The organism is Vibrio sp. 10N.286.51.C3 (genome assembly GCF_003050065.1).
Taxonomy (GTDB): Bacteria; Pseudomonadota; Gammaproteobacteria; order Enterobacterales; family Vibrionaceae; genus Vibrio; species Vibrio crassostreae.
Genome location: NZ_PIGC01000017.1, coordinates 113,116 through 126,668, shown reverse-complemented (window position 1 = coordinate 126,668; position 13,553 = coordinate 113,116). Strand labels below are relative to the sequence as shown.

General features: G+C 45.2%; 12 protein-coding genes. All 12 read left to right on the top strand.

The genetic code is table 11. The features are described from left to right. Nucleotides 1-687: flagellin (locus tag CWO27_RS17760; protein WP_107899309.1), on the top strand; the 687-nt coding region annotated here is incomplete at its 5' end. A 733-nt stretch (nt 688-1,420) separates the two neighbouring features. Next, nucleotides 1,421-2,551 carry a flagellin gene (locus CWO27_RS17755; protein WP_048661527.1) on the top strand — a complete coding sequence of 377 codons (1,131 nt, stop codon included), beginning with the start codon at nt 1,421-1,423 and terminating at the stop codon, nt 2,549-2,551. An 81-nt stretch (nt 2,552-2,632) separates the two neighbouring features. After that, nucleotides 2,633-3,058, top strand: a complete 426-nt coding sequence (flaG, locus tag CWO27_RS17750) for a flagellar protein FlaG (RefSeq protein WP_048661526.1) — start codon at nt 2,633-2,635, stop codon at nt 3,056-3,058. A 22-nt stretch (nt 3,059-3,080) separates the two neighbouring features. Further along, nucleotides 3,081-5,108 carry a flagellar filament capping protein FliD gene (gene fliD / locus CWO27_RS17745; protein WP_102432856.1) on the top strand — a complete coding sequence of 676 codons (2,028 nt, stop codon included), beginning with the start codon at nt 3,081-3,083 and terminating at the stop codon, nt 5,106-5,108. A 3-nt stretch (nt 5,109-5,111) separates the two neighbouring features. After that, nucleotides 5,112-5,417: a flagellar protein FliT gene (locus CWO27_RS17740; protein WP_048661524.1), complete on the top strand. Its 306-nt coding sequence runs from the start codon at nt 5,112-5,114 to the stop codon at nt 5,415-5,417. A gap of 12 nt (nt 5,418-5,429) precedes the next feature. Further along, nucleotides 5,430-5,840 carry a flagellar export chaperone FliS gene (fliS, locus tag CWO27_RS17735; RefSeq protein WP_004736194.1) on the top strand — a complete coding sequence of 137 codons (411 nt, stop codon included), beginning with the start codon at nt 5,430-5,432 and terminating at the stop codon, nt 5,838-5,840. A 228-nt stretch (nt 5,841-6,068) separates the two neighbouring features. Continuing rightward, the gene (locus CWO27_RS17730; protein ID WP_048661523.1) at nt 6,069-7,535 is read left to right on the top strand and encodes a sigma-54 dependent transcriptional regulator; all 1,467 of its coding nucleotides are present in this window, start codon (nt 6,069-6,071) and stop codon (nt 7,533-7,535) included. A gap of 184 nt (nt 7,536-7,719) precedes the next feature. Next, nucleotides 7,720-8,763 (top strand): sensor histidine kinase, encoded by a 1,044-nt coding sequence (locus tag CWO27_RS17725; protein ID WP_048661522.1) that lies wholly within the window; start codon nt 7,720-7,722, stop codon nt 8,761-8,763. Between the two features lie 30 nt (nt 8,764-8,793). Beyond that, the gene (locus CWO27_RS17720; protein ID WP_017060685.1) at nt 8,794-10,203 is read left to right on the top strand and encodes a sigma-54-dependent transcriptional regulator; all 1,410 of its coding nucleotides are present in this window, start codon (nt 8,794-8,796) and stop codon (nt 10,201-10,203) included. A 132-nt stretch (nt 10,204-10,335) separates the two neighbouring features. Further along, complete coding sequence (fliE, locus tag CWO27_RS17715) at nt 10,336-10,647, top strand: flagellar hook-basal body complex protein FliE (protein ID WP_017060684.1); 312 nt, start codon at nt 10,336-10,338, stop codon at nt 10,645-10,647. A 16-nt stretch (nt 10,648-10,663) separates the two neighbouring features. Further along, the gene (fliF, locus tag CWO27_RS17710) at nt 10,664-12,406 is read left to right on the top strand and encodes a flagellar basal-body MS-ring/collar protein FliF (RefSeq protein WP_048664320.1); all 1,743 of its coding nucleotides are present in this window, start codon (nt 10,664-10,666) and stop codon (nt 12,404-12,406) included. After that, on the top strand, nt 12,399-13,460 hold the full coding sequence (gene fliG / locus CWO27_RS17705) for a flagellar motor switch protein FliG (RefSeq protein ID WP_048661520.1): 1,062 nt from the start codon (nt 12,399-12,401) through the stop codon (nt 13,458-13,460). The genes fliF and fliG overlap by 8 nt, the downstream gene beginning before the upstream one ends. Nucleotides 13,461-13,553: the final 93 nt, after the last annotated feature.

The following is a 13,553-nucleotide window of genomic DNA, read 5'->3' as shown; positions in this document are numbered from 1 at the left end:
GGTGCGGATAACGGTGAAGCGGTAATGCTTCAACTGAAAGACATGCGCTCTGATAATGCTCAGATGGGTGGTAAGAGCTACCAAACTGAGAACGCGAAAGACAAAGATTGGAACGTTCAAGCTGGCTCTAACGACCTAAAACTGTCGTTCACTGATAACTTCGGTCAAGCACAAGAAATCGACATCAGCGCAAAAGCGGGTGACGACATCGAAGAGCTAGCAACTTACATCAACGGTCAACAAGACTCTGTGAAAGCGTCTGTAACTGAAGATGGTAAGCTACAAATGTTTACTGGTAACAACAAAGTTGAAGGCGAAGTGGCATTCTCTGGTAGCCTTGCTGGCGAACTAGGCATGCAACCTGGCAAAGACGTAACGGTTGATACTATCGACGTAACGTCTGTTGGCGGCGCACAAGAGTCTGTAGCGGTTATCGATGCGGCACTTAAGTATGTCGACAGCCACCGTGCTGAACTGGGTGCTTTCCAAAACCGTTTCGACCACGCTATCAGCAACTTAGACAACATTAACGAAAACGTTAATGCATCTAAGAGCCGTATTAAAGATACCGACTTCGCGAAAGAAACGACTCAGATGACTAAGTCTCAGATCCTTTCTCAAGCTTCAAGCTCGATTCTTGCTCAAGCGAAGCAAGCACCGAACTCGGCACTTAGCCTACTAGGTTAATCGATTGAAAGGCCACGTTGACTATAAGTAGTTTTGATCATAAGCGTTAACGTTAGGCTTCCACAAATTAGCTCGTGGTGAGAGATGAGCGCTAAACAGACCCAGCTTCGGCTGGGTTTTTTATTGCCTGAAATTTGGTGAAGGTGTATTTGGAAAAGTGTAGTGCGGGTAAACAGAAGCAAAAGCGAGATTCCCTATCACGCTCGTTCCTCACTGTAGGGAATGACGGGATCGGGAAATGATAATTTCATCGCTTATTGTACCGAAGCTACCTTTCGTCATTCCAGAACCGAGTAAAACGAGGTATCAGGAATCTGACTTTTAATGAGCGGACTTGTTTAGTTCTCGCTTATCATTCTAGGGAGTGACGAGCTACTTATTGGTCGATGAGAAGATTCATCGTCATCCCAGAATCGAATAGAACGAGATCTCAGGGATCTCTTTTGGTTTTATATTCAACACCACGCTCAATAATCAAGAAAACGGGAAACTTTAGCGAATGTCGCCCTATTAATTGAAGCCCGATCACACTTTCCTTTGTTGTTGAAAAGAATATGAAAAAAAGCGCATTTTTTATTAAAGCTTCTAATTAAGGGGCCGTTAAAGGGATTGAGAGAAATGATATGTACCAATGTAAGGTGAGAGAGACACTGGTGCATAAACAAAATTGACATGTATTTGTGTGAGGTGAGAGTCACATAAGTACATTAAAAATGCCTAAAGGAGATCAACTATGGCGATTAATGTAAGCACAAATGTGTCTGCAATGACGGCTCAGCGCTACCTAAATAGCGCGGCTGAAGGTACTCAAAAATCAATGGAGCGTTTGTCTTCTGGCTATAAAATCAATAGCGCAAAAGATGATGCTGCTGGCCTACAAATCTCTAACCGCTTAACGTCGCAAAGCCGTGGCCTAGATATGGCTGTGAAAAACGCGAATGACGGTATCTCTATTGCACAGACAGCTGAAGGTGCAATGAATGAGTCAACCAACATTCTGCAACGTATGCGTGACCTTTCTCTTCAATCTTCAAATGGTTCAAACAGCAAATCTGAACGTGTTGCGATCCAAGAAGAAGTCTCTGCTCTAAATACAGAACTTAACCGTATTGCTGAAACGACCTCTTTTGGTGGTAATAAGCTTCTTAACGGTACTTACGGCAGCCAATCTTTCCAAATCGGTGCAGATTCTGGTGAAGCAGTAATGCTGACTATGAACAACATGCGTACCGACACTCAAGACATGGGTGGTAAGAGCTACGGCGTTACAGAAGGCAAAGATGCTTCTTGGCGTGTAGGTGCTGGTGCTGACTTAACGATCAAATACAACGATAAGTTTGGTGAAGCACAAGAGTTGTCTATTTCTGCGAAGGAAGGCAACGATATGGAAGAGCTAGCAACTTACATCAACGGTCAAAGCCAAGACGTTAAAGCGTCGGTAGGCGAAGGCGGTAAACTGCAACTTTTCGCTTCAAGCCAAAAAGTTGATGGTGATGTTGAGTTCGGTGGCAGTCTTGCTGGTGAATTAGGTATCGGTGCAGGTAAAGACGTTACTGTTAACGATATCGACGTAACATCGGTTGCAGGTGCAAACGAAGCGGTATCTATCATTGATGGCGCACTAAAATCTGTTGATAGTAACCGCGCATCTCTTGGTGCTTTCCAAAACCGTTTTGACCATGCAATTAGCAACTTAGATAATATTAACGAAAACGTTAATGCGTCTAAGAGCCGTATCAAAGATACCGATTACGCGAAAGAAACAACAGCTATGACTAAGTCTCAAATCCTACAACAGGCGAGTACTTCTATCCTAGCTCAAGCAAAACAATCACCATCAGCAGCTCTAAGCTTATTGGGCTAAACTTACCTCGGTAAGTAGCGGTAAACTCTACTCTGGGTAGAGTTTTACTGTATGGCTCATAAAGGAGGGAGGGAGAGTGTTATGGAAATATCATCCAACGCATCGAACATCCAGCCTTATGGCTCACCTAATGGCATTAAAATTGCAAGCGATGAAGGTAGTAGTGCGTCGAGTATTTCGCGACTAAAAGAAGCAACATCTTATGGCAAGGTAGAGAAATCGAAAGAGGAAGCTACCGAAGCAGCGATTCAATTAGCTCAACATAGACAAGAGCTAAATGATGAAGAGCGAGTCAAAATGGTGGAGAAGGTAAACGAGTTTATCTCCTCCCTCAATAAGGGTGTTGCCTTTAAGGTCGATGAAGAGTCGGGTAGGGATGTGGTGACCATTTATGAGACCACAACCGGTGATATTATTCGCCAAATACCCGATGAAGAAATGCTTGAAATTCTAAGACGCCTAGCAGCCCAAAACTCAAATAGTCGAATATTTGAGGTGAAGGTTTAAGTCGTATTATTGAGGTGGTTTAATGAGTTTTGGCCCAATGGGGATTTCGTCTGGCATGGATATCAATTCCATGGTCAGCAAAATTGTTGATTCGGAGCGTGTACCTAAACAGCAACGAATTGACAATGAACGAACGCGAATCGATACCAGCATTAGTGCCTATGGAAGACTCAGAGAATCCCTCGATTCGATGAAAAACCTGATGACAAACTTTCGTCAGGAAAAAGCTTTCGCTGTGCGAACAGTGGAAAGTACTGATGAAGCTCTTGTCTCTGCAACCGCGACTACCGAAGCGATCGCTGGCAAATATGCCATCGATGTGTTGCAGCTTGCCCAAAGCCATAAAGTGGCTTCTGATGTACTGTCAGAGGACATGAAATTTGGCCCAGGTAAGCTGCAGGTTTCGCTTGGTGATGACAGCTTTGATGTGCAAGTTGGCGACAGATCGAAACTTATCGATGTTGTTCGCAGTATAAACGGTGCAGATAGCAACCCAGGCGTTCGTGCATCTATTATCAACGATGTTGAAGGCCCACGACTTATCGTTGCCTCGAATCAGTCTGGTTCAGACCAGCAGATCAGCATCAACGTTGAGTCAGATGCCGCTAATCCCCTAAAAAAACTCGAATACAAAACTCTTGAAGAGCGCGTTAAAGCTTTAGAGAAAGCGCGCCTTGCAGCTCAAGATGTTCTTGCTCTAACTCCTGCAGGAAAAGCCGCACAACTCGTTGATGACGTAATTTCGAACGATGATCCAAATGCGAGTGAAACAATCGATGAAGACGGTAATGCCCTTCCTGCATCCCAGACCGACGCTACTTCATTAGCTGATGAAGGCTCTCAAAGCCTTAGCTACGGTGAGCAAGCCGCCGCCGACGGACAAGCTGCCCTTGATGCAGCTAAAGCGGCAAAATCTGTCATGCCGGAAGACAATATCCCAGGTTGGACGGAAACTGCATCTGGTACGCTTCTTGATTCTTACTACACACCTGAACTTGAGCTTGATGAAAAAGCGATAGAGAAAGCTCCTGATGTGCCGGGGTGGTCAAATGCTGCTTCAGGTACGTTGACAGATTCTTACGTGACGCCAAAAGAAGCCCAGCAAAAGCTAGAGGCTGAACAAGCGCGTATCGAAGAAAAGATCTCACAAGAAAAAGCAGAGCTCGCTGAGAAAGTTCAAAAAGGCGAATTGACCGCTGAACAAGCCAAAAAAATTGAACGTGCCAAACTCGATCCGGAAGAGCGTGAGCAATTAGAGAAGGTCGATAAAGCACAAGCTGATCTTGCTCAGGCTCAAGAGTCTTTCGATACCTACAGTGGTATGACGGAAGTTCAAGCCGGACAAGATTCAATGGTTGTCTTGGATGGCGTTGCTCAGCTCTCAAGTAACAACAATGTGATTGAAGATGCCGTGGAAGGCATCGATATTACGGTAAAAGGAAAAACACCTAAAGATAAGCCGCCGGCAGAAATTGGTGTGGAGTACGACCGTAATAGTGTTCGCCAAGACATTGAAGCTTTTGTTAATTCTTATAATCAGTTTTACCAAGTGTCTAAAAACTTGGCGGGTGTTGACCCAACGACTGGCCAAAAAGGCCCGCTGTCTGGTGACAGTACCGTGCGTAACGCCGACTCACGATTAAAAGGTGTGTTCTCATCAAGCATTGAAGGCGCGCCTGATAACCTAAAATCTTTGACCGAGTTTGGTATCACGACCACAAGACAAGGCTCGTTAGAAATCAACTACGACATGCTTGACCGTCAACTTAACAATAACTTTGATAAGTTGGGTGAGTTCTTTGGTGGCAACAACGGCTTCGCCAAAAAAGTGGAAGACGCGATTCAAGGCATTACAGGTATCACGGGTTCAATCCGTACTCGAGAAAAGAGCTTGGTCGAGCAAAATTACCGCCTAGCAGATGACCAAAGCGCGCTTGACCGCCGCATGGACAGCCTTGAGAGCCGTACCCACTCTAAGTTTACGGCCATGCAAGATGCGACCAGTAAGATGCAATCTCAGTTGGGCAGTATGATGAATGCGTTGGGCTAATAGATGAATAGCCAGCTAAAAGAGCTTTGTGAACTCGATCAATTAATTCTCTCTAAGCTTGAATTTAGTGAAATTAATGCTGAAGAAATAACGCTGCTTGTCGATAACAGAGAACAGTTATTGCAAAACGTGCTTCAAATAATCGACTCACACCCCGACGTTAAGCAAAGTTCTGAATGGTTTGAAGCCATTATCAGAACCAGAAAATTAGTCGAATTGATGCAGTCTGAGACGAGTCGAGTAGGTAAGGCCCTACACAAATATCGTCACGGTGCTAAATCAGTTCAACAATACAAAAAGTTTTTATAGAAGAGGTTTACTATGCGCGGTTCTTTACAGGCATATAAAAAGGTATCAGTGGATAGTCAGCTAACGGCTGCTTCACCGCATAAGATTGTACAGATGCTAATGGCAGGTGCTATCGAGCGTTTGATTCAAGGTAAAGCGGCAATGCAAGCGGGTAACATCCCGGTGAAAGGTGAGCGACTTGGTAAGGCTCTAGATATCATTATTAGCCTACGCAGTTGCCTATCTATGGACGATGGTGGCGATATTGCGAAAAACCTAGATCAACTTTATGAGTTCATGATCACGCAAATTTCTGCGGCAAATCACAAAAATGACCCACAGCCTATTGATGATGTTATCGATATTATTCGCGAAATTAAGAGCGCTTGGGACCAAATTCCGAACGAATATCACAACTTGACGTCTGCTGACGTAGGTATTTAAAGAAAAATTGCAGTTTTAACCAATCTCATATCCCTTAATTGGTTGGTTGCCTTATTTTTTTAATCAAATAAAATAGAAGCCATTAGATAGCCTAATGGCTTTTTTCGTTGCTGATTTCCTAAATTTGTCCACGTAGACCATAATCATTGATACTTTTCATTGTTTTATAGACTACGTCGCTCACCGTTTTTCCGCATCGCACCAAAATAAAGGCAATAATTCCTACTTATGCAAGGTTTGGCAAAACTGCTTGTCGTCGACGATAGCGCTCAAGATCGTCACAATTTAAGCACAATATTAGAGTTTGTAGGAGAGAGCTGCGAAGTAATCAGCTCTGAACAAGCACGTAAAGTTGACTGGTCACTACAGTGGGCCGGCTGCATTATTGGTACCATTAAAGGTAAAGGCTTCAACGCATTACTGAACGAAAAGCTTGTTCACGCCAATCACATCCCTTTACTGGTGATTGGCAAAAACAATCACCCGGTTGACGAGTTGACTAACTATGTTGGTGAGCTTGAACTTCCTCTTAACTACCCTCAATTAAGTGATGCATTAAGACACTGTAAAGACTTCTTAGGTCGCAAAGGTGTTCAAGTGGTGTCTTCGGCACGCAAGAACACTCTATTTCGTAGCCTAGTAGGACAAAGTGCTGGCATTCAAGAAGTACGTCACTTAATTGAACAAGTCTCTTCTACGGAAGCGAACGTGCTGATTCTTGGTGAATCTGGTACCGGTAAAGAAGTTGTAGCGCGTAATATTCACTATCACTCTAAACGTCGTACTGGGCCTTTCGTGCCGGTAAACTGTGGTGCTATCCCACCAGATTTACTTGAGAGTGAATTGTTTGGTCATGAGAAGGGTGCGTTTACTGGTGCGATTACCGCACGTAAAGGTCGTTTTGAATTGGCTGAGGGTGGCACACTGTTTCTTGATGAAATTGGCGATATGCCAATGGCGATGCAAGTTAAGTTGTTGCGTGTACTGCAAGAGCGATGCTTTGAACGCGTCGGTGGTAACAGCACCATACAAGCTGATGTTCGTGTGATTGCGGCAACCCACCGCAACCTTGAAGATATGATCGATGATGATTTGTTCCGTGAAGATCTTTACTACCGCTTGAACGTGTTCCCAATCGAAATGCCGGCGCTTCAGGACCGTAAAGAAGATATTCCACTGTTGCTTCAAGAGTTGATGACTCGAATGGAAGCGGAAGGCAGCATGCCTATCTGCTTTACCGCTCGTGCGATTAACTCTCTAATGGAGCACTACTGGCCAGGTAACGTTCGTGAATTAGCGAACCTGGTTGAGCGAATGGTTATCCTGTATCCAAACAGCTTGGTTGATGTGAATCACCTTCCAACTAAATATCGATACAGCGATATTCCTGAGTTCCAGCCTGAGTTTAATAGCTTTGTATCTGAAGAAGAGCAAGAGCGTGATGCACTTTCCGACTTGTTCGCAGAAGATTTCAGCTTTGATCAGCAAGATGAACTTGCCGACAACGCCAATGCACCTCAAGAGTTACCGCCAGAAGGGGTTAACCTGAAAGAGTTACTCGCGGATATGGAAGTGAATATGATCAATCAAGCCTTGGAAGCGCAAGGAGGCATTGTTGCCCGTGCTGCTGACATGCTTGGAATGCGCAGAACCACTCTGGTTGAAAAAATGCGTAAATATAACTTGCAGCGATAGTGTCCAGTTTTAGATGAAAACGAAAAACTAGCACACACTTTTTAGCTATTTGGCAATTCTAGCTAAGTGAACAGATAAACCATAGTCGAGTTGTTGCTTGCTTAACTATGTGATAAATATAGCAAATAGCCTGACTCGTGTTATACGTCTCAGGCTGTTTTAGTATTTGAGGCAAATTTTTGACATGCACGTATCGAACGAACCAGAAAATCAATCACACCTAGATTCTGTTGAGCAGCAGGTTGAACGCTATAAGCAAGTACTCGATGTAATGCCTGCAGGGGTTATCTTGTTAGATACTCATGGCGAAGTGAGAGAAGCGAACCCTGAAGCGCACCGTATCCTTGGGGTTGAGTTGGTTGGTGAGAAGTGGTTTTCAGTGATTCAAAGTGCCTTCGACCCAAAAGACGATGATGGTCATGAGATCTCATTAAAGAACGGTCGAAAGGTACGTTTGGCCATTTCAGCCTCTACTACAGGTCAGCTAATTTTGATTACTGACCTGACAGAAACTCGTCTATTGCAGTCTCGAGTGAGTGATCTTCAACGCTTGTCTTCGTTAGGTCGAATGGTGGCTTCGCTTGCTCATCAGGTTCGTACGCCGTTATCTAGTGCGATGCTGTATGCATCAAACCTTGCCGCGCCGAATCTGCCGCCGGCAACAAAAACGCGTTTTCAATCTAAGCTTATGGATAGATTGCATGACTTAGAGAAGCAAGTGAATGACATGTTGTTGTTTGCCAAAGGTGGCGATAATAAGGTGGTGAAACCTTTTACCGTGGCTGAATTGATTACCGAATTTCACCCTATGGTGGAAGCGGCATTGAAAACCAGTCAGATTGATTATTGCCAGGAAGTTGAGGGCGAACAGACTCAAATGTTTGGCAACGCCAACGCCATCGCTTCAGCGTTAAGTAACTTGGTTTTGAACGCGGTTCAAATAGCGGGTAAAGAATCGCAGATTGATGTTTTTTTTAGACCCGTAAACGGCGAACTTAAGATATCAGTGCAAGACAGTGGGCCGGGCGTACCGAAAGAGCTTCAAGGTAAAATCATGGAACCCTTCTTTACCACTCGTTCGCAAGGTACAGGTCTAGGCTTAGCGGTTGTACAAATGGTATGTCGTGCACATGAAGGCCGACTTGAATTGATATCAGAAGAAGGGGACGGCGCATGCTTTACCATGTGCTTGCCGCTGGAAAGAAGCGCTTCTTCTGAAAACGAATAAGTTTTAACTGAATTTACACTGGAGAATCCTATGGCTCAAAGCAAAGTGTTAATCGTCGAAGATGATGAAGGTCTACGCGAAGCCCTTGTCGACACGCTCGCGCTTGCTGGCTATGAATGGCTGGAAGCGGATTGTGCGGAAGATGCTCTGGTCAAATTAAAGTCTAACTCCGTTGATATTGTCGTATCTGATGTTCAGATGGCAGGCATGGGTGGTTTGGCACTATTGAGAAATATCAAGCAGCATTGGCCAAATTTGCCTGTGCTGTTGATGACAGCTTATGCCAACATCGAAGATGCCGTTGCTGCAATGAAAGAGGGCGCCATAGACTATATGGCAAAGCCATTTGCGCCTGAAGTTCTGCTAAATATGGTGAGCCGTTATGCTCCCGTAAAATCGGATGATAATGGCGATGCTATCGTTGCCGATGAGAAAAGCATCAAGTTAATGATGTTGGCTGATAAGGTGGCTAAAACCGATGCCAACGTCATGGTATTAGGCCCAAGTGGTTCTGGTAAAGAAGTGATGTCTCGTTACATTCACAATGCCTCTAGCCGAAAAGATGGCCCGTTTGTCGCGATTAACTGCGCGGCGATCCCAGACAACATGTTAGAAGCGACGCTGTTTGGTTATGAAAAAGGCGCATTTACTGGCGCGATCCAAGCTTGCCCAGGGAAATTCGAGCAAGCGCAGGGCGGCACTATTTTGTTGGATGAGATCAGTGAAATGGATCTTAGCCTACAAGCCAAACTACTGCGTGTATTGCAAGAACGCGAAGTTGAGCGGTTAGGTAGCCGCAAGAGCATCAAATTAGACGTCCGCGTATTAGCGACCAGTAACCGTGATCTAAAACAGTATGTTTCTGAAGGGAACTTTCGTGAAGATTTATACTATCGCCTGAATGTATTCCCAATTTCTTGGCCTCCGCTTTGCGAGCGTAAAGGTGATATTGAGCCTTTGGCCAAGCACTTAGTTGAGCGCCACTGCACCAAGCTTGGTATGCCAGTGCCAGTGATGTCGGCACAAGCGATCAGTAAACTCGTCAATTATCCGTGGCCGGGAAATGTTCGTGAATTAGACAATGTGGTACAGCGTGCGTTAATATTGAGCGAACAAGAGAACATCTCTGGCGAGCACATCCTTCTTGAAGGTGTTGATTGGCAAGACGCAAGCAGCCTACAACAAATCGTCGAAGGCAGTGATGTTGCTGCGCCAGAAATCAAGCCTATTGCCGAAGCAAACCCAATTAATAAAATCGCGGCTAGCAGCGAGGGGTTAGGTAATGAGCTTAGAGATCAAGAGTATGCGATCATTCTTGAAACCCTGATAGCATGTAATGGCCGACGCAAAGATATGGCTGAAAAACTGGGGATTAGCCCTCGTACATTGCGTTACAAGCTGGCGAAAATGCGCGATGCTGGAATAGATATCCCAAACTGAGGATAGATTAGTAGTGTCAGCTTTCTGACTAGTGTAATACGATATCTAGTCAATTTAATGTGTGGCACGCTAATTGCTCTGTCAATAATACAGCTAAATAGATGGTCATAATTTTGACTCCTGAGGTAGTAGATGAGAATAGATGGTTTACAAGGCGAAATGCAGGCGATGATGGTCGAAGCTGCCAGCGCGCGTCCCGCAGCAACGGGGCAAGCGGTCGGTGCAGATTTTGGCAACATGCTGACTAATGCCATCAATAATGTGAACTCATTACAAAAGACCTCTGGTGATCTTCAAGCTCGTTTTGATAGTGGCGACCAAAGCGTATCCCTATCGGACGTGATGATTGCTCGTAATAAATCTAGCGTGGCTTTTGAGGCGACGATCCAAATTAGAAATAAATTGGTCGAATCGTACAAAGAGCTGATGAATATGCCGGTATAAGTTGGGTAGTTAAATAGTGGCAGATAATAGTCAAACAACAGATTTAACCGTAAGCGATAGCAACGACCACGCACTTATTGCAGGCTCTGAGCTAGACGGAGAAGGGCAAAATCCCGATCTAGGTGAACGCAGTTCATCGAAGTTCGATATGGCTGTCGGTGATCTCGATTTACTCCGTCAGGTCGTATTAGTCCTTTCTATCTCTATCTGTGTAGCGCTGATTGTGATGCTGTTTTTCTGGGTGAAAGAGCCAGAAATGCGTCCACTAGGGGCTTACGAAACAGAAGAATTGATCCCCGTTCTTGATTACTTGGATCTGCAAAAGATCGAGTACACGCTTGAAGGCAATACCATCTCAGTACCGGCGAGTGAGTACAACTCATTGAAGCTTAATATGGTACGAGCGGGTTTGAACCAAGAGCGAAACGCGGGTGATGACATCCTCATGCAAGACATGGGCTTTGGTGTATCACAACGTTTAGAACAAGAACGCCTTAAATTAAGCCGTGAAAGACAGCTTGCCAAAGCGATTGAGCAGATGAAACAGGTGCGTAAAGCTCAGGTTTTACTGGCGTTGCCGAAGCAAAGCGTGTTTGTGCGTCACAATCAAGAAGCCTCCGCTTCCGTATTCCTAACCCTTAAAACGGGCAACAATCTTAAGCAACAAGAAGTCGATTCTGTTGTTGATATGGTCGCTAGTGCCGTTCCGGGAATGAAAACCTCACGTATTACGGTAACCGATCAGCATGGTCGATTGTTGAGCTCAGGCTCTCAAGACCCAATGTCTGCAGCGCGTCGTAAAGAACACGAGTTAGAGCGCAATCAAGAACAGGCTCTACGTGAAAAAATTGATTCTATTCTGATTCCTATTCTTGGGTTTGGTAACTATACCGCTCAGGTTGATATTCAGCTCGACTTCAGTGCAGTGGAACAAACCCGAAAGCGTTTTGATCCGAATACACCTGCGACTCGAAGTGAATACACCTTAGAAGATTACAACAACGGTAATACTGTGGCGGGTATTCCTGGAGCTTTGAGTAATCAGCCACCTGCTGATGCCTCAATCCCACAAGATGTTGCTCAGATGAAAGACGGCGCAATGACGGGGCAAGGCTCGGTTCACAAAGAAGCGACCCGAAACTTTGAGTTAGACACCACCATCAGCCATGAACGTAAACAGAGTGGCACGGTGAATCGCCAGACGGTATCGGTAGCGATCAAAGACCGTCAATCGTTGAACCCAGATACGGGCGAAGTGGTTCATACTCCAATCCCTGCCAGCGAAATCAACGCGATTCGTCAGGTATTGATTGGTACTGTTGGATTTGATGAAAGCCGCGGTGATTTACTGAACGTGTTAAGCATGCAGTTCGCACCACAAGTGACAGATGTTGTGGCAGATGTGCCTATCTGGGAGCATCCAAACTTTAATGATTGGGTTCGTTGGTTTGCGAGTGCCTTGGTTATTATTGTGGTGGTATTAGTACTTGTTCGCCCTGCAATGAAGAAACTGCTTAATCCTGCAGCTGACAATGATGATCAAATGTACGGCCCTGATGGCATGCCAATTGGTGTCGACGGCGAAACCAGCTTAATTGGTGGTGATATTGAAGGTGGTGAGCTGTTTGAATTTGGTTCAAGCATTGACTTGCCAAACCTTCATAAAGACGAGGACGTGCTGAAAGCAGTACGTGCACTTGTAGCGAATGAACCAGAGCTAGCAGCTCAAGTAGTTAAGAATTGGATGGTAGATGGCTAACGAAATAGTTCCACAACAAACTGAAGGCGGTGAAGTGCTTGATGTCTCTAGCGTGGATATCGGCTCTATCTCAGGCGATGAGCGCGCTGCGATCTTGTTGCTCAGTTTAAACGAAGAAGACGCTGCTGGTATTATTCGTCACCTAGAGCCAAAGCAGGTTCAGCGTGTCGGTAGTGCGATGGCGCGAGCTACGGATTTATCTCAAGAGAAAGTCGGCGCAGTGCACCGTGCTTTCTTAGATGATATTCAGAAGTACACCAACATTGGTATGGGCAGCGAAGACTTTATGCGTAACGCATTGGTGGCTGCTCTGGGTGAAGACAAGGCGAATAACCTTGTCGATCAAATCCTTCTCGGCACAGGTTCGAAAGGTTTGGATTCGCTTAAGTGGATGGATCCTCGTCAGGTGGCGAGTATCATCATCAACGAACACCCTCAAATTCAAACGATTGTTTTGTCGTATCTCGATGCCGATCAATCGGCTGAGATTCTGTCACAGTTCCCAGAGCGTGTTCGTCTGGATCTAATGATGCGTATTGCGAACCTTGAAGAAGTTCAACCGTCAGCTCTTGCTGAACTGAACGAAATCATGGAGAAACAGTTTGCGGGTCAAGCGGGTGCTCAAGCTGCCAAAATTGGTGGCCTGAAAGCTGCGGCTGAGATCATGAACTACATGGACAACAACGTAGAAGGTGTCTTGATGGATCAAATCCGAGATCAAGACGAAGACATGGCAACCCAGATTCAAGATCTTATGTTTGTCTTTGAAAACCTAATTGAAGTTGATGACCAAGGTGTTCAGCGACTGCTGCGTGATGTTCCACAAGACATTCTACAGAAAGCGCTTAAAGGTGCTGATGATGGTCTACGCGAGAAGATCTTCAAGAATATGTCTAAACGTGCTGCCGATATGATGAGAGACGATATTGAGGCGATGCCGCCAGTGAAAGTCTCTGATGTGGAAGCGGCTCAGAAAGAGATTTTGGGTATTGCGAGGAAGATGGCAGACAGTGGCGAGATTATGCTGTCTGGTGGCGCCGACGAGTTCCTTTAATACAGAAACCTCAAAAGCCCCACACTGTTGGGGCTTTTCTTTATCCAATCTCGAACCACAGATTAACTCCGTTTAACTGTTTGAATTTACAAT